This window comes from Mesobacillus subterraneus (genome assembly GCF_023715485.1).
Classification (GTDB): Bacteria; Bacillota; Bacilli; order Bacillales; family Cytobacillaceae; genus Mesobacillus; species Mesobacillus subterraneus_B.
On the sequence record NZ_JAMBOF010000008.1, the window covers coordinates 65,815 to 85,106 of the forward strand.

Below are 19,292 nucleotides of genomic sequence, written 5' to 3' on the forward strand. Positions count from 1 at the left end.
TCATTTTGCAGTATAAACGAAGGTTGGCCCTTCTTCCCTGACTGTAACGGCGTCAAGGGATTGTAAATAATCAAGCTGGCCTACTGTTTCAGATATGGTTAAATTCAATTCCCGTTCATAGACAGACGGAAATAGTAATTTACAAATTTCAAATACTGTGAGTTCTCTGCCTTCCAGCATTCCTCTCACCTGCAACGCTCGGTCATGCTGGCGGGCAAGTCTCTTTTCAATAAGTCCGTGCACTTCCGCTATCTCGGCTCCATGCCCAGTGTAAACAAGTCCAATCGGGTACTGCTGCAATTTTTTAAGCGACGCATTATATTGGACAAGCGGTTTTGGCCGCTCAGATTCGCCGGGCAATGGCGGCTCAAGCAATGGATTCGGCGAGATTCCCGCAAGGATTGTATCGCCAGCAATCATTGTCCCATCCTTCTCACGCAGAAGAACAATATGACTCTGTGCATGTCCTGGTGTCTCGAGCACCCGCCAGCCTGGAAGTGCAGGGGGAACATCATTCTCTATAATTTCTCCTGATAATGGACGATCACACGAAAATACCAATGTCTTTTTCATTATTTTCATTGATGGCAAAAAGTATTGCTCAGGAATCCCAAATTGCACAAAAAGTTTGTCATAAAATTGCTGATGAATCTTTTCAAATTCAGGCGTCCTGTTGATCCAACGTTCATTAAGCGGGTGCCCATACACGTGTAATTCCTCCGAAAAATAATCAAGCATGCCCACATGATCAGGATGATCGTGCGTCAGGATAACCTGCTCTATGTCCTCAGGCTTGAGGTTCAGATCTCCAAGCTGGGACTTGAACGACTCCCATGACTCCCGGGTTTTTGTGCCGGCATCTACTAGCGTAAGCCTGTCGCCTTTTACCAAATAGGCATTCACATCACCGACAGGAAAAGGCGTCGGCAATGTCAGTTTTGCGATTCCATCTTTCCATTCTGCCATATCATCTATACACCTCTGAACATTATATTTATATAGGGTAAACTGCTTGTTTAATTATGTAATTATTCATTTTTGCGAGGTCAGGCATTTTTTTAATATAAAAATAAGTTTACCTTTAAAACGGGCAATTGTCATTATTTTCACATTTTATTTTCAGAAAAAAACTAAAAATTATCCGATTACCCCTTGACAGCAAGGTTGTCTTTCTTGCATAATCACTATTAAAATTTCATGAACTTTAAAGCACTTGAGCAAGACGAGTAGACAGGAATGGTGCAAGAGAGTGGAGTCCACCGGCTGAAAGGCTCCGCCGCCCTCTTCATGTTGAACCCTACCTTGTGAGCTGCCAGGCAAACCTGGACGCATACCGGCGTTATCGGACTGTGAGCTGCATTTATTCGGCGATAGCCGAATAAGTGAATGAAGGTGGTACCACGGAAGCATGGCCTTTCGTCCTTTTATGGATGAAGGGCCTTTTTGTTTTTTTAAAAAAAGAAGGCTCCGTTAAATCTGAATGTTGATTTTTAAACTCTGTTGATTGTAGTGGAAGGCGCATAGACTCCTGCGGGCTCAGCGCCAGCCAAGAAGAATTTGGTCTTTGAAAAAGCTGGCACTTGAGCTTTTTCATAATTCTTCCCCCGCGGAAAGCGAAGCGCCTGGAACGAAAATCAACAGCCGTGTTTAACAGAGCCAAAAAGAAAAATATGGAGGCGATCTTGATGAAGAAGCTTGTTTTTGTTGGGGCAGGTTCGATGGCAGAAGCGATGATTTCCGGTATAGGGGCAAGCGGGCTTCTTCCGGGAGAGCAAATGTGGGTAACAAATAAGCAAGATACAAACAGGCTTAAAACGCTTGAACAAAAATATGGAATCAGGGCTACGTATGATTACGGCGAACTTTTTTATGATGCTGATGCTGTTGTTCTTGCGATGAAGCCCAAGGATGCAGCAGCAGCGATAGAGGAAATCAAAGCCTACCTTACTGACGGAATACTGATAATTTCTGTCCTCGCGGGAGTTTCAACTGAAGCGATTGAAGCAGCGGCCGGCAAGTCTTTGGCGGTGGCAAGGGCGATGCCGAACACCTCGGCTGCGATTGGTAAATCGGCAACTGCTTTGGCAGTAAATGAACACGTGACAGGAATGCAAAAGATGCTGGTAAAAGAACTGTTCAACACAGTCGGTTTGACTGCCATCGTTAAAGAAACTCAGCTAGATGCGGTCACTGGACTTTCAGGAAGCGGGCCGGCATATATTTATTATCTCGTAGAAGCAATGGAAAAAAGCGCAGCAGAAATCGGGCTTGAAAAGCAGACGGCTAAACAGCTGATCATCCAGACACTTTTAGGTGCAGCTGAAATGCTGGCGAAATCGGATAAAGGACCCGCCCAGCTTCGTTTCGAGGTCACAAGCCCTGGCGGGACGACTGAAGCAGGCATCAGCATCCTCGAACAGTATAGCGTACAATCTGCATTTATTTCCTGCATCAAGGAAGCGACTGCCCAATCGAAAAGGCTCGGCCACTTGCTGGGGAATGAAATTGCGGCAGCAAACCGCCCCCTCTAAAATTGCAATTTAGTCCCTCATTTCTCTACAATAGAGAAAAACAACAGGGACGTGGGCGCAATGCTTTTGATTTTACTATCATTGACTCTTATGATTTGGATTGTCGCGACGATTGATGCTTCGTTTGGCTTCCGGCGGCTTGACTCCCTGGAGAAAGCAGAAGCAGCAGATACCGGACCAATGCTTAGCGTAATTGTCGCCGCCCGCAATGAGGAAGAACATATTTACCAGAGCGTCCATACCCAGCTTTCACAAACGTATAAAAATGTCGAGTGGATCTTGGTCAATGACCGCTCAGAAGATGCAACGGGCAAATTAATGAATAATCTGAAGGATTTAGATAAAAGAGTGAACGTGATTCATATCGAGCGTTTGCCAGAAGGTTGGCTCGGCAAAAATAATGCGCTGGATAAAGGATACAAGCAGGCATCCGGAAAGCTGATCCTGTTTACCGACGCAGATGTTATGTATGAGCCCGAGGCTTTTTCAAAAGCGGTTGGATATTTTGAAAAGCATTGTCTGGACCATATGACGGCCGCGCCAAACCTAAGCGCAAAGCCATTTTGGCTGAAGTCCTTCGTCGCATTCTTCTTATTTGGTTTTTCCTATTACAAGAGGCCCTGGCTCGCAAACAACCCCCGTTCAAAAACAGGGATCGGAATCGGCGCATTCAACATGATGACAAGGTCTGCATATGAAAAGATCGGCACTCATGAGCAAATCAAGATGCGTCCGGATGATGATTTACAGCTGGGAATGAAGGTAAAAGCAGCCGGCCTCAGGCAGCGGATTGTGACAGCTATGACACTCATTGAGGTGGAATGGTATCCAAGTTTAAAAGAAGCTTTGGCAGGATTGGAGAAAAACACTTTCGCCGGCCTCCATTATCGGATCAGCATGGTACTGTTTTCAGTTTTCGGTGTCTTTGTCTCACAAGTGATTCCATTCTTTACGATTTTTTCTGAGAACAACGCTCTTGCATTGCTTAGCGCAGCCAATATCATATTTCTTGCCATTTTATATTCGATGGTTACGAAGAAAATGACGCGTTTCTCCCCGTGGTTGTTCCTGGCCTTGCCATTCACGGCCATGCTGTTTATTTTTTCCATCATCAGAGCCAGCTACTTAACCTTCAAAAGGGGCGGCATCATCTGGCGCGGGACGAAATATACACTTAGCGAGCTAAGAAAAAATGATTTAAAGTGAGTACAATTTTTCCTTTCCTCAAGGAGCCCTGTTATACTGAAAATATATTTTGTATTGCGAAATAAAAGGAGGCTTCTTGTTTGGAAACGAAATTATTTTCACCTTATGAAATCAAAGACCTTACCCTGAAAAATCGCATTGTCATGGCTCCGATGTGCATGTACTCATGCGAAAAGGAGGATGGTATCGTCACTGACTGGCATGTTGCTCACTATACAAGCAGGGCTGTCGGGCAAGTGGGCTTGATCATCCTTGAAGCGACTGCTGTAACGCCGCAGGGACGGATTTCTCACCAGGACTTAGGAATCTGGAGTGATGATCATGTACGGGGTCTTACGAGACTGACTGAGCAAATTAAACAAAATGGTGCAGCCGCTGGAATCCAGCTTGCCCATGCCGGCAGGAAAGCTGCCTTGCGTGACGAAATTATCGCCCCTTCGGCTTTGGCGTTTGACGATAAATATAAAGAGCCAAAAGCAATGACCATTGAAGAGATCAACGAAACCATCAAGGCATTCAAGTTGGCTGCAGAGCGGACAAAGCGGGCAGGCTTCGATGTTATTGAAATCCACGCTGCCCATGGGTATTTGATCAACCAATTCCTCTCTCCGCTTACAAATAAACGGGAAGACGTATACGGCGGGTCCGCTGAAAACCGCTTCCGTTACCTGCGCGAAGTTCTCGAAGCGGTAAAAACGGTTTGGGATGGACCTTTGTTTGTCCGAGTTTCTGCATGTGATTATCATGAGGATGGCTTGACCGTCGATGATTACGCAAGTATGGGTGCATGGATGAAAGATTTAGGCGTTGACTTGATCGATGTCAGCTCCGGAGCAGTAGTTCCTGCGAAGATAAATGTGTATCCAGGCTACCAGGTTAAATTCGCAGAAAAAATCAAGCATGAAGCGAGTGTGGCAACCGGTGCCGTCGGCTTGATCACAACCGGGATCCAGGCAGAGGAAATCCTGCAGAATGACCGCGCCGATTTGATCTTCATCGCCCGCGAACTTCTCCGCGATCCATACTGGCCGCGTACAGCAGCAAAGGAACTCGGAACAAGCATCGAAGCGCCGCAGCAGTATACACGAGGATGGATATTTTAGTGCTTGGCCGACTGTTGCATGCCGGCTTTCTTTATGAAAAATTTTGGTAAAAATTAAAGATTTTTAACTATTTTTTGGTGAAATGAGATTTAATTAAAATAATCAAATATTGAAATATTGCTAGCCACAGTAAGGCAAACTTAAAAAATTTATTAAAAAGGACCGGCCATCTCCATTTGATAGCCGGCTCTCATCTTATTGCACTTTTTTCAGCAAAATCCTGCGATACATATCCCCAAACATAACTCCTTCGTCCGAGAGAAGCCTAAGATCAGCTTTATTCTTTTGATAGATATCCTCAAAAGATATTCCAATGTCCGTTCCCAGCAGTTTGATTAAATGCCTGAAAAGTTTCTTCGGAGCTGACAAGGCTTTGCCAGGCTCAGCAAATTTATCAAAAATTATTACCGTGCCATCCTTGCGGCAAACTCTTGCCATCTCGCCAAATGCCTTGCCGCTGTCAGGCACAACCGAGAGAATCAGACTGCCGACGATATAATCAAAGGATTCGTCAAGAAAATCAAGCCGCTGTGCATCCATCTTGAGGAAATCAATCTTCGAGTCTTTAAATTTATCACGGGCCTTCTGGAGCATATATTCCGAAAAATCTATTGCGGTGACTTCCAGTTTTCCATAGGATAACCTTTCAATGTCAGCACCGGTGCCGACGCCAACGAATAGCACCTTGTCTCCAGGCTGAAATAGGATATCTTGATAGAGCTTTTCCCTTGCTCTGGAAAAAGGGCCTGCGTTAAAAATCGAATCGTAAATCGGCGCCCAGCCCTTGTAAATGAGTTTGTTCCATGAATTATTCATCCTACCCTCTCCAGCCCAAAAATAGATAATCTTTCTTTTCGCCAGCGCAAATGTTTATTTATCTTTCACTTTCAAAAGCCTCAAACCGTTCAGTGTAACGATCAGCGTGGCGCCCATATCTGCAAAAATCGCGATCCACAGGGTTAGCCAGCCTGGGATCACTAGTAACAGCGCGAGCAATTTTACACCTATCGCGAAGGCGATATTTTGCTTGATGATAGCCAGGGTATTGCGGCTTAACTTTATCGTGAATGGCAGCTTCTTCAAATCATCTGCCATAAGAGCGATATCTGCTGTTTCTAATGCTGTATCAGTTCCAGCTCCGCCCATTGCGATTCCTACCGTCGCAGCAGCAAGTGCCGGCGCATCATTGATGCCATCGCCGACCATTGCGACTTTCCCATGATCCCTCTGCAAAGTCTTTATGAATGCCAGCTTATCCTCAGGAAGGAGCTCCGATTCAATATCCGACACACCGGCCTGGCTGCCGATGGCTTTAGCCGTTCCACTGTTGTCGCCCGTAAGCATGATTGTTTTTACGATTCCCAGGGCATGCAGTCGTTCAATGACTTCCCTGCTTGATTCCCTTACTTCATCGGCAACTGCGATTAAGGCGAGCAAGCCTTCTGCTGTTCCGGCAGCCATGACAGTTTTACCTTCAGACTGCAGGCGGGAAATTTCTTCACTAACCTCGGATGGCAGTCCGCCGTTCATAATGCTATCAAGGTATTTAGGACTTCCGATATAATACGTTACGCTGTCCACTGTCCCTCTTATTCCTCTCCCTGTGACAGATGTGAAATTTTCTATCTCAATTTCTCTGAACGCGACCTTATCTGCATCTGCCTTGCGGACAATAGATGCGGCAAGCGGATGCTGCGATTTATTTTCAAGAGCAGCGATCGTCGAGAATAATTTTTTCGGATCGGATGAAGCAAACACTTTATAATCAGTTACAGCTGGCACACCTTTTGTCAAAGTGCCGGTTTTATCAAAGGCAATGGCTTTCAGCAAGCCCATTTCCTCAAGGTGGACTCCGCCTTTTACTAAAACACCATTTTTAGCGGCATTGCCGATTGCGGTCACGATCGAAACAGGCGTTGAAATGACCAGCGCACATGGACAGCCGACGACAAGGACGGCGAGCCCCTGGTAAATCCACTCACTCCAGTCCGCTCCGAGCAACAGCGGAGGGAGGATGGCCACCAAAAATGCGACTAGAATGATGATTGGTGTATAATATCTGGCAAACCGGTCTACGAAAGCCTGTGATGGTGCCTTTTCCGCCTGCGCCTCTTCGACAAGGTGAATGATTTTCGCAATCGTGGTATCGTCAACCAATTTAGTGATTTTCACTTCAATAAGACCTTCACCATTCAATGTTCCAGCATAAACCTCATCACCCGCGTGTTTCTCAGCAGGAACAGATTCGCCTGTTATTGCAGCCTGGTTTACCGCCGAAAATCCTGAGACGACTTCCCCGTCCATGGCAATTTTCTCGCCTGGTTTGACGACCATGATATCGCCAACTTCGATTTCATTGACATTCACCATGTATTCATTGCCGCTTCTTCGGACGAGCGCTTCCTTCGGGGCTATATCCATCAATGAGCGGATGGATGCCCTTGCTTTATCCATTGAATACCTCTCCAGCACTTCGCTGATTGCAAACAGGATGACTACAACGGCTCCTTCGCTCCATTCGCCAATGATCGCTGCGCCAATAATTGCGACGGTCATCAGTGCCCTCATGTCAAAATCGAGCTTCATAAGATTTTTAATCCCACTCTTAAAAAGCGAATAACCACCAACCAGAATGGCTCCTAAAAATGAAGCTATTGCCGGAACGCTTTTTTCACCGTTACTAAATTGGAAATAGTAAGCGATGATAATAAGCATTAAGCTGATCAGCACCGTATAGTTTTCCAGCCAGAATGGTTTCTTTTTTTCTGGGACGATTTCTGCCTTATCAGGAAAAATCCTTAGATTTTCAAACTCTCCAGCCTTCTCCAGTTCCTCAATGGAGGCCTGACCGTATACGGTCAATTTAGAGGCGCCAAAATTAACTTTCGCATCAAAAACACCATCCAGGTGCTTTACGTTCTGTTCGAACTTTCCGGCACAGCTTGCTCAGGTGAAGCCCTGTACGCGGTAGATCGTCTTTTCTCCCATTTGTCCTGCTGCTTCAGTCATTCTTAACCATCTCCCTTTGATGCTCAAAAGCCAAATAGATTAATTGCTTCACATGATCATCGATAAGTGAATAAAACACTAGTTTTCCTTCTTTTCGGTATTTTGCGAGACCGAGATTCTTTAACAGCCGCAAATGGTGGGAGGCTGTAGCCGTCGAAGAATTTACAATCGCTGCGACATCGCAGACACAAAGCTCTTTTTCTATATAAAGCGCGTAGGCAATCTTGATTCTTGTTTCATCAGATAAAGCCTTGAAAATCTTCGCCGCTTCAGATGTATTTTGTTCATTTAGCTCCCCGGCTACCCGTTCCACTTTTTCCTCGTCGGTACAGTTTACCTGGCAGACATCATGATCCTTCAACTCAACCACCTCATTCAAATAATCGTTTGATTGTATCATATTCAAAAGAACGTTTGAATGTCAAACAAAAAATAAAACCAGGATTTTTCTCCTGGTTCTTGCTCTGAATTAGTTATGCGATTTTCTCACTCTGATTTTCTGCAACTTTTTTAAAATAAAAACCAATCTTCACCAGGCCAACTGCAATCATTGATAGAATCATGTTATAGAATACGGCGAAAATAGCGAGGTTGATGACTTCAAAGATTACTGCATAGAGAAAGCCCGCAACGCCAAAAAGGGAGATCGTAATCAGAAAATGCATTCGCGGGAAAATAAAGGTTATAATTCCGCTGAACAATAGGACAAGTGAGCCCATAATAAAAAAATGAAGACCGAATAAAAGCAAAAATTCCACAGAAGTTCCCCCAGTTTCATGTTGTCGTCAGGATGGATTGGATTCCATCCTATTCCATTTTCCCTCTGGGTTTCTTTTTAAACACCTTCTTTAAAAATTACTCAGATCCGGTCATCCCAAATTCGATTAAGGATTGTTTTTTCATTCGAAACTACCAATTCAAATACATCTGGGTTCGTCATTTCCATCAGGCAGTCATAGCCGAAGCTCTCATTGAAATATCTCATCAGCAAAGTCGTCATATTGCCATGGCTTACCAGCAGGATATGATCTTCTTCAGAGCATAATACATCCTCAATTAAAGACTTGGCCCTTTCCATTCCCGCAGAATGTGACTCTCCGCCTTCGAATACTAGATTAAAATCATCAAAGCTTTGTTTCAGCTTTTCGCGCCAATCTTCAAAATTGACCGTACTTAACACTCTTTCGCCCAGTCTGCTATCTTCAATAACGTTGATTTCCCTTGAATCAGAAAGAGGCTTTATCGTATCCAGCGCCCTTTTGAAGGGACTCGAATAAATAATATCAATCTCCTTTTGCTTGAAAAAATTCACCAGCGTAAGTGCCTGTTTCCTCCCCTGCTCTGTCAATGGAGCATCAATCGGCTGTCCAGCGGCACTTGCATGTCTAACCAGATAAATTGTTTTCAAATAAACCCACTCCTTTACTCAGTCATTTTTATAAGGAACGGAGATTTCCAGGAAGTCCTCAGAAATGAAGGTATTAGAGAAAACCTTCCTTGCTTCAGCTTCTAGCTGCTTCCAGTCATTGCGGTCATATCTCGAGCTGATGTGAGTCAGGCAAAGCTTCTTCGCCTCCGCTTTAAGAGCCGTTTCGCCTGCCTGAAGCGTGGTTGAATGATAATATTCATGCGCAAGAGCTTCCTCATCTGCTGAAAAAGTAGCTTCATGGATCAGTAAATCTGCCTTTTCAGCAAGCAAAAGTGCATTCTGGCAAATCCTTGTATCACCTAATATCGTAACAATTCTTCCCTTCTGGGGCGGACCGACAAATTCCTTCGGATTAATGACAGTTCCATCCTCGAAAATAACCTCTTCGCCATTCTTAATTTTTCTATAGTCTGGACCAGGTTTTACTCCCGCGGCTGCAAGCTTGTCAGCAAGAAGAGTTCCAGGGCGCTCCTTTTCTGTTATCCTATACCCATATGAAGGAATCCCATGCTCGAGGCGCCTTGCTTCTACAGCAAATTGCTCGTCTTCAAAAATGACGCCCTCTTCAATCTCGATGATTTCGATTGGATATTTTAAGTATGATTTGCTTATTTTTAACGAAACCTCAATGTACTCTTTAATCCCGACTGGCCCGTACACGGTCACCAAAGACTCCCCTCCCTGGAAGGAACGGCTTGACAACAATCCTGGAAGCCCGTAAATATGATCTCCATGGAGGTGAGTGATGAAGATTTTTTCAATTCTCCTGGGCTTGATGCTTGTATGTAAAATTTGGTGCTGGGTCGCTTCGCCACAATCAAAAAGCCAGACAGCTCCCCTTTCCTCCAGTAATTTCAAAGCAATTGACGTAACGTTCCTGAGCTTGGCTGGAACACCAGCTCCTGTTCCAAGAAAAAAAACATCCATAATTCATACATCCTCTCGTACAAAAACGCCTGATATCGGTACAGGCTTTATTCTTTTCAATATATCATAAGGGACCGAAATCTTATAAGCCAAACAGAGAATTAGTTGATAGAGGCATAGTTCCAGCAAAATGGAAGAAAACTATTTACAGTTTAAACAGTTGCTAAATGTTCGTGAAACCGATAAAATTTTATATTTGTAAAGTGTTTTTATACATATTCATTAAATTCACATAAAGAGAGGTTCTATATTGTGGCACACACCGAAAAACCAACAGCTTTAATCATGATCTTCGGGGCTACGGGAGACCTGGCAAACCGTAAATTGTTCCCTTCCCTCTATAACTTGTTTGAAAAAGGAAAGCTGGACAAGTTCGCGGTCATTGGCGTTGCCCGCCGTTCATTGTCTAATGAAGAATTCCAGCTGAAGGTAAAAGAATCTGTGAAAGAAAATGGAGCGTCTGAAGCTAATATCGACGAGTTTGTATCCAAATTCTATTATCATTCCCATGATGTGACCGATTCCAGTTCTTATATCGCCCTGAGAAAGCTTGCGGAAGAAATGGACAGCCACTATGGACTTAACGGCAACAGGATTTTCTACCTGGCGATGGCACCTGAATTTTTCGGTACGATCGCCGAGCACTTAAAGAAGGATAAGCTTACAGATGTATCCGGTTTTAAACGCCTAGTCATCGAGAAGCCATTTGGCCATGATCTAGAATCAGCTAAAGTTTTGAACAAGCAAATCAGGACTGCATTTTCAGAGGATGAAATCTACCGAATTGACCACTACCTTGGCAAGGAAATGGTTCAGAATATCGAGGTTATCCGTTTTGCGAATGCCATGTTCGAACCGCTCTGGAATAATCGTTATATTTCTAACATCCAGGTTACATCCAGTGAAACGCTTGGTGTGGAAGAGCGCGGACGTTATTACGAAAAGAGCGGAGCGCTCCGTGACATGGTTCAAAACCATATGCTCCAAATGGTTTCATTGCTCGCAATGGAGCCGCCTATCAAATTGACAACAGATGAGGTCCGCTCGGAAAAAGTTAGAGTATTCCGTGCCCTCCGCCCAATAAAAGGTGAGGAAGTCAATGAGTACTTTGTCCGCGGACAGTATGATAATGGTACGATGAATGATGGAGAAGTCCCAGCTTACCGCCGGGAAGATATGGTTGATCCTGATTCTAACACCGAGACATTTGTCGCTGGCAAGCTGATGATCGATAACTTCCGCTGGGCTGGAGTGCCTTTTTACATCCGTACCGGAAAAAGGATGAAGGCAAAGTCTACAAAAATCGTAATCCAATTCAAGGACATCCCAATGGATTTGTATTATCAGCCAGAAAAGACGGTGAATCCAAACCTTTTGGTGATTCATATCCAGCCAGAAGAAGGGATTACACTTCACTTGAATGCAAAAAAATCAGGTCAGGGTACAAAAGCAACCCCTGTAAAACTGAATTTCGCAAATAAAGGTATTGATGGCATCAATACTCCTGAAGCATACGAAAAACTTCTGTACGATTCATTGCGCGGTGACGCTACCAACTTTACCCACTGGGATGAAGTCGCCCTGTCATGGAGCTTCGTCGACAACATTTCAGAAATATGGGAAAACACAAAAGAGCCACACTTCCCTAACTATCCATCAGGCTCAATGGGTCCTGACGCAGCAGACAAGCTGCTCGAAAAAGATGGATTCTTCTGGTGGTCAATTACCGAAATCGATGTTGAAAAATGCTAAAAATAACACAAAATCCCGCACTGAAAATAATCAGGCGGGATTTTTCTTGCTCAGCCTCCAAAAAAGAAATCAAGAATATTAGAGCCTGCTGAAACTTCTTTATTATAAAACTCCGAATAACCACATTTCTTGCAAAACACTACTGTGAATTGATTGTTCTGAATGTCAAACATCTTGGACAAGCCGGTACCAGTCATCGCCACATCCTTTTTCCCAGCGTCCATGCTTCCACATTTTATACAGCCTTTTCCACTCATTATTACCCATCTCCCTTAATCAAACTATAAAACATATACGATTCTGGAGAAAAATGGTTTCAGTTATAAATAGAATTGCCGTATAAAGATTTTATGAAAGGGACAACTTATGTTTGTTCAATTTTCAAGCCAGAGGTGAAATAATGGAGTGGTTTGGTCCTAGTAATACGACTTTCGATTTTGATATATTTTCTCAAAGTCATTTAGTGATCTTAGCTATTTTTGTAACTGTTTCAGTTGTTATTTTCCTATGCCGGCATCAATTGAAGAATGATAAATGGCGAAAAGCAGAAATAGGAGTCAGCTTTTCTTTAATCCTGATTGAGATCGCTAATCATGTATGGATGTATGTTCATGGTATTTGGAAATTAGGCCGATCAATGCCGTTGGAATTGTGTAATATCGGACTCCTGTTATCTATTGTTTTGTTATTGACTAGAAAGAAAGTATTCTTTGAATTATTATTTTTCATTGCTTTATTGGGTGCAACGCAAGCTATAATTACTCCTGCCTTAACATACGACTTTCCTCATTTTCGATTTTTCCACTTTTTCTATGCGCATATGATGGTTGTCTGGGTAACTTTATATTTCACATGGGCTAAAGGGTACTTCCCTACTTTCAGTTCAGTGGTCAAAGTCATTGTCTTTATTAATCTGCTTTTGCCTGTTATCTTGTTTGTAAACAAAAAGGCGGATGGTAACTACTGGTTTCTGCGACATAAGCCAGAAAGCCCAAGTTTCTTAGATTTACTTGGTCCTTACCCATGGTATATCTTTTCATTGGAAAGTTTATTGTTCTTTTTAAGCTTCACCGCATGGCTGCTTTTACGAAATCGAGAAAAAACCGGCAGGGGAGATTCTTATCCTTCTGTTGATAAAATTTGAGTGTATTTCTCTCTAAATGACAGAAAGGAGACGTATAATATGTCACCTCAGTTTGTCGATAAAAGGGGTTCGGAATGGTCTCATTCCGAACCCCTTTGTTCTTGGGTAGAAATTCTCAATAGGATAGACATCAGTTGTTTACTCTCCTTTTACCGTTTTGAGTTCTTTCTCGCATTTTGGGAGTCAAGCAGAGGACCTGCTTTTACCGTTTTCGGTTCTTTCTCGCATTTTCGGACAATTTCAGAGGACCTGCTTTTACCGTTTTCGGTTCTTTCTCGCATTTTCGGGCAAAGCAGAGGACCTGCTTTTACCGTTTTCGGTTCTTTCTCGCATTTTCGGGCAATGCAGAGGACCTGCTTTTACCGTTTTCGGTTCTTTCTCGCATTTTCGGGCAATGCAGAGGACCTGCTTTTACCGTTTTCGGTTCTTTCTCGCATTTTCGGGCAAAGCAGCGAACTGTTTTTACCTTCTTGTGTTCAATTTCGTTTTTTGGATAAATAATAACAAAACTGTAGACATATAACATGTATCCTAAAGAACTTTCTTTATAAAATCCACTGTTCTTTCTATGATTACCTGCTGGTCGTTGTCTAAAGTAGCAACGTGATAACTCTCTTTCAGAAAATGAATCTCTTTCGTTTCGGAATTAATGCCATCATAAATTATTTGTGAATTGTCAGGAGGAACTACATGATCTTCTTCAGAAACAAAAATTAATGCGGGACAGGAAACCTTTGAAAGATTGCCTTTGACTTCTGCCATTAATGACAGAATTTCTTTAACGGATCGAACTGGGGTCTTTTCATAGGCGAGCTCCTTTATTCCAGGCTTTTTGATATCAGAGCCAATTGCATCTAAAAACCTTGTCCCTTCTAACTGAAGAACCGGCTCCATCGCTGGAATATCAACAGCAGCATTTATCAGGATAATCCCGCGGATATCCGGATATTTTTCGGCTATATACAGCGTCAACGTTCCACCCATTGAAAGGCCAGTGACAAAAATTGTATCACACCGTTCTTTTAACCACTTGTACCCCTCTACTATTGAGGCAATCCAATCACGATAAGTGGTTTGCTCCATATCTTCATAATGTGTACCATGCCCTTTAAGACGAGGTCCACAAACCGTAAATCCCTCAGCAGCATATGCCTCACTTAACGGCCGCATGCTCTGGGTTGATCCAGTAAATCCGTGAGAAACTAAAATTCCAACACGACTTCCTTCAAAGTAAAAAGGTTCGGCGCCTTGCAAAATTGGATAATGTTCTGTCATGTTCATCCCTCCGCTCTTAAAATTTCCTACATTAATAGAATTCGCTTCCCTTTATATAAAACCTCCCTTATATTCCTTACTCTTTCACAAGATTAAATTTTTCTACTTACTCGATTTATCACCAAAAAAAACAGCGAACACAAGGTTCGCTGTTGCATTTTTTATTCCATCCACTCTGTGTGGAAAATACCTTCTTTGTCAATTCGCTGATAGGTGTGCGCACCAAAGTAGTCGCGCTGTGCCTGAATCAGGTTGGCAGGAAGTGTTTCGGTCCTGTAGCTATCAAAGTATGATAGGGCTGCAGAGAAGCTTGGTACCGGAATTCCGTTCATAACCGCTGCAGAGATAATCTCTCGCAATGACTGCTGGTAGCCTTCAGCAATTTCTTTGAAATACGGATCAAGCAGCAGGTTTTTCAAGCCAGGGTCCCGGTCGTACGCTTCCTTGATTTTCTGAAGGAACTGCGCTCTGATGATACAGCCTCCGCGGAAAATCATTGCGATTTCACCATAGCTCAAATCCCAGTTATATTCTTCAGAAGCTGCTCTCATTTGGGCAAAGCCTTGCGAATAGGAACAAATTTTGCTGAGGTACAATGCTTTGCGGATTGATTCGATGAATGCCTCACGGTCTCCATCGAATGGTTTTGATTCTGGTCCATTAAGGACTTTGCTTGCTTCAACGCGCTCTTGTTTCATCGCAGAAATGAAGCGGGCAAAAACGGATTCAGTAATGATTGGCAGCGGCACACCAAGATCTAGCGCACTTTGACTTGTCCACTTTCCTGTACCTTTTTGTCCTGCCGTATCGAGAATCACATCGACAAGAGGTTTACCTGTTTCCTCATCCTTTTTGGTAAATATGTCAGCTGTAATTTCAATCAAATAGCTGTCCAGCTCACCTTTGTTCCAATCGGCAAATACTTGGTGCAGCTCTTCTGCACTTAAGCCGAGAATATGCTTTAACATGAAGTACGATTCAGAGATCAATTGCATGTCCCCATATTCGATGCCATTGTGGACCATTTTCACATAATGGCCTGCTCCATCCGGTCCAATGTAAGTTGTACATGCTTCTCCATTTACTTTAGCAGCAATATCCTGGAAAATCGGAGCAACTAAATCGTATGCTTCCTTTTGTCCGCCAGGCATGATGGAAGGACCATGAAGCGCACCTTCCTCCCCGCCCGATACTCCTGTCCCAATGAAGTGAAGGCCAAGCTCGCTCAATTCCTTGTTGCGTCGCTGTGTATCGGCAAAATATGTATTCCCGCCATCTATGATGATATCGCCCTTTTCAAGATAAGGCTTCAGTTGATCAATGGTTGCATCAGTCGCTGCGCCTGCTTTGACCATGAGCAAAATTTTACGCGGTTTTTCTAATGAGTGCACAAACTCTTCAATTGTAAAAGTACCAACGATACTCTTTCCTTTTGTCTCAGCAAGCATTTCATCCGTCTTTTCTCTTGAACGGTTATAAACGGATACAGAATAGCCCCGGCTTTCGATATTCATCGCAAGGTTTTTACCCATGACAGCAAGGCCTATGACTCCAATTTGTTGTTTCGACATCTTTACAACGTCCCTTCTGGTTAAAGCTATAATTTTTAATTCATACACTCTAATTTAGCAATGATAAGTGAGTGTTGCAAACAAACCGGTTTTCCCCTTACTTATTTTGACTTTAAGAGGGCCCGTTAAACGCATCTTACTTTTCTTTTTTATCAGTCTCGTCGTTTGGCCGCCGCTCCTGGAGAAAATCTTTATTGAAGCTTGTTCCTGCACTTTTATTCTCGTTAAGGTGCGGCTTTTTCACCTGGGAACCTGCGCTTTCAATAATATTTTTCCCGTATTTCTCCCGCAGCAGACTCATTGTATTGAAAAGTGGTTCCTTCCTGGCATCATGCTCATAAGAGAAAAGGTCAAGCTGCTTAACAGCCTTATCTGCATCAAGAAGGTCAGTGCCTGTTATGCCCAGCAGCCTTACGGAATCCCCATTCCAATGCTTTAAAAAGAGAGTTTTAGCGGCTGCGGCAATATCATCCTGCCTGGAAACAGGATTTTCGAGCTTATGGCTTCTTGTGATGGTTTTCCTGTCCTTAAAGCGAATCGTGACGCTGATATTTGTAGCGACAGCTTCCTTTCGCTTCATTCTTGCAGCTACTTGTTCTGAAAGCTTATCCAGCACCTTCAGGAGTTCTTGCTGGTTAGAAATATCTCTCGGCAGTGTTGTCGAATTTCCAATACTCTTAAAATCATAGACTGATTCGGGATCGACACGGCGATTATCCAGGCCGTTAGCTCTATCTCTCAACCTTATGCCGTTGATGCCGAGCAAGCCTTTTAGCTGTATGTCATTTGCCTTAGCAAGTTCGCCGATTGTTTCGATTCCGATACTGTTTAGTTTATCCGCTGTCTTGCTTCCTACTCCATGCATCTGCCCTACCTCAAGCGGCCAAAGTACGCTTGGGATGTCCCGCTTTCTTAGAACCGTAATGCCAAGAGGCTTTTTCATATCTGAGGCGGTTTTCGCAAGAAATTTATTAGGTGCGACCCCAATACTGCATGGCAAATCGAGTTGATCAAGAATCCTCTTCTGGATGCTTTCGGCGATCTGCATCGGTGAGCCAATATCAGAGCAATCGGTTATATCCAAATAGCCTTCATCAATCGAAACCGGCTCAACAAGCTCGGTGTATTGTCGCAATAGATCAAACATAGCCGCAGATGCTGAACGATATCGATCAAAGTTAGGTTTTTTTATGATTAAATCGGGGCAAAGCTTCTTCGCCTCCCATAACGGCATTGTCGTCCTGACTCCGAATTTCCGCGCTTCATAGCTGCAGGTAACAATGATTCCGCGGCGCTCTTCCGGATTCCCAGCAATCGCGAGCGGTTTCCCTTTTAACTCCTGGTCATATGCCATTTCTACTGAAGCATAGAAGCTATTCATATCGACATGTAAAATAACTCTGCCCTTTTTTGGGTACATTTCTTTCATTATGGCCACTTCCCAAATATACGTTCCCTTCTAGTTTATCAAAAATACCGAAGTTTTACTTCATCGGAGTTTGGAAGTTAAATTTGAATTTTATGTGAAGAAATCAAGGGAAAGGTTAAAGATTCCCCTGAAAAACCCGATAAAATGTTTAAATAGATATACCTAGACGGAGGAGTTTTTATGCAGCATTGGTCCATTGGCAGAAAGTATGCAAGCGTTTTCGCATTTATCATGGTCATTTTCCTGGGCAGTTTTATTTATTTGTCCAGTGTTTTGAGCAACCTACAGGATGCGATCGACCTGGCAGAGGAGAAAAGTGATTACGCCATCATGATTAGTGAAATGTCATCTTCTTTTCGCCAGAAATACATTATAATTACTGATTACATAACGGATCCCAAACCAGAGCTAATTGATTTGTACAATAAAGAGTCCGAGCAGTTCAAATCTTCTTCAGAAAGCCTGAATACATACGTAAAATCAGAGGAAGCCAAAACAGTTCTCAATGCAATTGTGAAGATTGACCAGCATATGAATACTGTTTGGGAAGACGATATTTTAAAAACTGTCGAAGAATTCCGTCAAAACTTTGAACAGGTTGATATCTATACTCAAATCAGCCTGACTAACAAGGCAGAAACCATCCGGGATATGAATATCGAAAAGTTAAACGAACTCCGGACATCGATATTGGATGACAGGACCAGGATCATGAAGGAAACCCATTCTTCAATTGCTACCATGATCCGTAATACTTTCATCCTCATCATCATCGCCTTTATCATCTCTTCTGTGGCAATGTACTTTGTCTCCCGCAGCATCAGCAAAAATCTTAAGGATGTTGTTGCTTACTGTAAGAAGCTCGCAGCAGGGGAGCTGAATGTAAAAGCGTTGCAGGCAAAGAGCAAGGACGAAGTGGGTCAGATCATCCAGGCAATGAATCAATTATCCGGTAACCTTAAAGCTTCCATTTCCAGCATTTTGGCGTCATCTGACCAGGTAAATGAAATGTCGAGAAATCTAAAGGAAAATGCAGAAGCCACCACAGAAGCAAACAATGAAATTACAACATCGATCATGCAAGTTGCCTCTGCCTCAGATGAGCAGGTGAAAATTTCGGAACGCACCAATGAAGCAGTTGAAAATGTGTCTTCACAATTAATCGAAGTTACTGGTTCAATGCATGAAACCCTGCAAACCACTTCTGACACAAAGCAAAAGATTGAGCAGGGAAAACTATATGCCATCAATGTGACAGAACAGATGGATGAAATCAATGGAAAGGTCACAGAACTGGCCAAGGTGATTCATTCCCTGAAGAACAATTCTCAGGAAATTCATCGGATCATTGAGATCATCACAGATATTTCAAATCAGACAAATTTATTGGCATTGAATGCAGCGATCGAAGCGGCAAGAGCCGGGGAGCATGGGAAAGGCTTCGGTGTCGTGGCCCAGGAAGTGCGCAAACTTGCCGAACAATCAGCTGGAGCGGCAGACAGCATCCGCACAATCCTAGAACAAACTGGAAAAGAAACGAACCAGGCCGTAAATGTTATGGATGAAAGCCAGGTGACCGTCCAAAAAGGCAATGAACTTGTTGAGAAAGTGGCGGCCATCTTCACAGAAATAGCTCAATCGATCGAGGAGGTCAGCTTGAATGGGAATAAGGTAAACAGCGCCGTCATGAATGCGAATGAAAAGATGGAATTCATGGCCCAGTCTGCAACCGAAGTCATCACCGCATCTTCAAAGTCCGCGCAATTCCTCGAGCAGGTAGCAGCTACTACAGAGGAACAGAACGCTACCATGCAGGAGCTGTTGGAGTCATCCAACAAATTATCCAGCATGGCTGAGGACCTGAGGAAATCATTCTCCAGCTTTAAATTATAAACCAAAACAAGCTGGCCCGCGGG

At 43.4% G+C, this 19,292-nt stretch carries 18 protein-coding genes; 6 read left to right on the forward strand and 12 right to left on the reverse strand.

Translation table 11 applies throughout. The features are described from left to right. Together M3204_RS13165 and M3204_RS13170 are read right to left on the reverse strand one after the other, a co-directional pair. Entirely contained in the window at positions 1 to 966 is a 966-nt protein-coding gene (locus tag M3204_RS13165; RefSeq protein WP_251482565.1) for an MBL fold metallo-hydrolase, read from the reverse strand. 394 nt (positions 967 to 1,360) lie between these two features. Further along, positions 1,361 to 1,594: a hypothetical protein gene (locus M3204_RS13170; protein ID WP_251482567.1), complete on the reverse strand. Its 234-nt coding sequence runs from the start codon at positions 1,592 to 1,594 to the stop codon at positions 1,361 to 1,363. 91 nt (positions 1,595 to 1,685) lie between these two features. Between M3204_RS13170 and proC the strand changes: the two genes are divergently transcribed. From proC to namA, 3 genes are all read left to right on the forward strand, one after another. Next, a complete protein-coding gene (proC, locus tag M3204_RS13175; RefSeq protein ID WP_251482569.1) occupies positions 1,686 to 2,531 on the forward strand; it encodes a pyrroline-5-carboxylate reductase in 846 nt (281 codons plus the stop codon). A 60-nt stretch (positions 2,532 to 2,591) separates the two neighbouring features. Next, positions 2,592 to 3,737: a glycosyltransferase gene (locus M3204_RS13180; RefSeq protein ID WP_251482570.1), complete on the forward strand. Its 1,146-nt coding sequence runs from the start codon at positions 2,592 to 2,594 to the stop codon at positions 3,735 to 3,737. An 80-nt stretch (positions 3,738 to 3,817) separates the two neighbouring features. Next, the gene (namA, locus tag M3204_RS13185) at positions 3,818 to 4,840 is read left to right on the forward strand and encodes an NADPH dehydrogenase NamA (RefSeq protein WP_251482571.1); all 1,023 of its coding nucleotides are present in this window, start codon (positions 3,818 to 3,820) and stop codon (positions 4,838 to 4,840) included. A gap of 195 nt (positions 4,841 to 5,035) precedes the next feature. Here namA and M3204_RS13190 read toward each other — a convergent pair whose 3' ends face one another. The 6 genes from M3204_RS13190 to rnz all read right to left on the reverse strand — a co-directional run bounded on the left by M3204_RS13190 (position 5,036) and on the right by rnz (position 10,205). Beyond that, positions 5,036 to 5,656, reverse strand: a complete 621-nt coding sequence (locus M3204_RS13190) for a class I SAM-dependent methyltransferase (RefSeq protein WP_251482572.1) — start codon at positions 5,654 to 5,656, stop codon at positions 5,036 to 5,038. A gap of 54 nt (positions 5,657 to 5,710) precedes the next feature. Beyond that, on the reverse strand, positions 5,711 to 7,849 hold the full coding sequence (locus tag M3204_RS13195; RefSeq protein ID WP_251482573.1) for a heavy metal translocating P-type ATPase: 2,139 nt from the start codon (positions 7,847 to 7,849) through the stop codon (positions 5,711 to 5,713). Further along, complete coding sequence (locus M3204_RS13200; protein WP_285856977.1) at positions 7,842 to 8,210, reverse strand: ArsR/SmtB family transcription factor; 369 nt, start codon at positions 8,208 to 8,210, stop codon at positions 7,842 to 7,844. Before M3204_RS13200 ends, M3204_RS13195 begins: the two co-directional genes overlap by 8 nt. 112 nt (positions 8,211 to 8,322) lie before the next feature. After that, entirely contained in the window at positions 8,323 to 8,607 is a 285-nt protein-coding gene (locus M3204_RS13205) for a hypothetical protein (protein WP_251482575.1), read from the reverse strand. A gap of 101 nt (positions 8,608 to 8,708) precedes the next feature. Then, a complete protein-coding gene (locus M3204_RS13210) occupies positions 8,709 to 9,257 on the reverse strand; it encodes a histidine phosphatase family protein (protein WP_251482576.1) in 549 nt (182 codons plus the stop codon). Positions 9,258 to 9,275: 18 nt separating this feature from the next. Further along, entirely contained in the window at positions 9,276 to 10,205 is a 930-nt protein-coding gene (rnz, locus tag M3204_RS13215; RefSeq protein WP_251482577.1) for a ribonuclease Z, read from the reverse strand. A gap of 252 nt (positions 10,206 to 10,457) precedes the next feature. On the opposite strand from rnz, the gene zwf reads away from it, so the two are divergent. Next, the gene (gene zwf, locus M3204_RS13220; protein WP_353056046.1) at positions 10,458 to 11,957 is read left to right on the forward strand and encodes a glucose-6-phosphate dehydrogenase; all 1,500 of its coding nucleotides are present in this window, start codon (positions 10,458 to 10,460) and stop codon (positions 11,955 to 11,957) included. 50 nt (positions 11,958 to 12,007) lie between these two features. On the opposite strand, the gene M3204_RS13225 is transcribed toward zwf, so the two are convergent. Continuing rightward, positions 12,008 to 12,214, reverse strand: coding sequence for a zinc ribbon domain-containing protein (locus tag M3204_RS13225; protein WP_251482578.1), 207 nt, complete (start codon positions 12,212 to 12,214; stop codon positions 12,008 to 12,010). 143 nt (positions 12,215 to 12,357) lie between these two features. Between M3204_RS13225 and M3204_RS13230 the strand changes: the two genes are divergently transcribed. Then, on the forward strand, positions 12,358 to 13,101 hold the full coding sequence (locus tag M3204_RS13230) for a YwaF family protein (protein ID WP_251482579.1): 744 nt from the start codon (positions 12,358 to 12,360) through the stop codon (positions 13,099 to 13,101). A 531-nt stretch (positions 13,102 to 13,632) separates the two neighbouring features. Here the strand turns inward: M3204_RS13230 and M3204_RS13235 are convergent. The 3 genes from M3204_RS13235 to M3204_RS13245 all read right to left on the reverse strand — a co-directional run bounded on the left by M3204_RS13235 (position 13,633) and on the right by M3204_RS13245 (position 17,376). Beyond that, positions 13,633 to 14,376: an alpha/beta hydrolase gene (locus M3204_RS13235; RefSeq protein WP_251482580.1), complete on the reverse strand. Its 744-nt coding sequence runs from the start codon at positions 14,374 to 14,376 to the stop codon at positions 13,633 to 13,635. Positions 14,377 to 14,537: 161 nt separating this feature from the next. Continuing rightward, positions 14,538 to 15,947: an NADP-dependent phosphogluconate dehydrogenase gene (gene gndA / locus M3204_RS13240; protein WP_251482581.1), complete on the reverse strand. Its 1,410-nt coding sequence runs from the start codon at positions 15,945 to 15,947 to the stop codon at positions 14,538 to 14,540. 136 nt (positions 15,948 to 16,083) lie between these two features. Beyond that, positions 16,084 to 17,376 (reverse strand): DNA polymerase IV, encoded by a 1,293-nt coding sequence (locus M3204_RS13245; protein WP_251482582.1) that lies wholly within the window; start codon positions 17,374 to 17,376, stop codon positions 16,084 to 16,086. A gap of 180 nt (positions 17,377 to 17,556) precedes the next feature. On the opposite strand from M3204_RS13245, the gene M3204_RS13250 reads away from it, so the two are divergent. Beyond that, a complete protein-coding gene (locus tag M3204_RS13250) occupies positions 17,557 to 19,269 on the forward strand; it encodes a methyl-accepting chemotaxis protein (protein WP_251482584.1) in 1,713 nt (570 codons plus the stop codon). The last annotated feature ends 23 nt before the right edge of the window (positions 19,270 to 19,292 follow it).

Bases quoted from the DNA above. Each gene is read 5' to 3' on its own strand.
- M3204_RS13190 (WP_251482572.1), bottom strand. From the start codon at position 5,656: ATGAATAATTCATGGAACAAACTCATTTACAAGGGCTGGGCGCCGATT.
- rnz (WP_251482577.1), bottom strand. From the start codon at position 10,205: ATGGATGTTTTTTTTCTTGGAACAGGAGCTGGTGTTCCAGCCAAGCTC.
- M3204_RS13165 (WP_251482565.1), bottom strand. From the start codon at position 966: ATGGCAGAATGGAAAGATGGAATCGCAAAACTGACATTGCCGACGCCT.
- gndA (WP_251482581.1), bottom strand. From the start codon at position 15,947: ATGTCGAAACAACAAATTGGAGTCATAGGCCTTGCTGTCATGGGTAAA.
- M3204_RS13250 (WP_251482584.1), top strand. From the start codon at position 17,557: ATGCAGCATTGGTCCATTGGCAGAAAGTATGCAAGCGTTTTCGCATTT.
- M3204_RS13245 (WP_251482582.1), bottom strand. From the start codon at position 17,376: ATGAAAGAAATGTACCCAAAAAAGGGCAGAGTTATTTTACATGTCGAT.
- M3204_RS13180 (WP_251482570.1), top strand. From the start codon at position 2,592: ATGCTTTTGATTTTACTATCATTGACTCTTATGATTTGGATTGTCGCG.
- M3204_RS13170 (WP_251482567.1), bottom strand. From the start codon at position 1,594: ATGAAAAAGCTCAAGTGCCAGCTTTTTCAAAGACCAAATTCTTCTTGG.
- proC (WP_251482569.1), top strand. From the start codon at position 1,686: ATGAAGAAGCTTGTTTTTGTTGGGGCAGGTTCGATGGCAGAAGCGATG.
- M3204_RS13235 (WP_251482580.1), bottom strand. From the start codon at position 14,376: ATGACAGAACATTATCCAATTTTGCAAGGCGCCGAACCTTTTTACTTT.
- M3204_RS13230 (WP_251482579.1), top strand. From the start codon at position 12,358: ATGGAGTGGTTTGGTCCTAGTAATACGACTTTCGATTTTGATATATTT.
- M3204_RS13225 (WP_251482578.1), bottom strand. From the start codon at position 12,214: ATGAGTGGAAAAGGCTGTATAAAATGTGGAAGCATGGACGCTGGGAAA.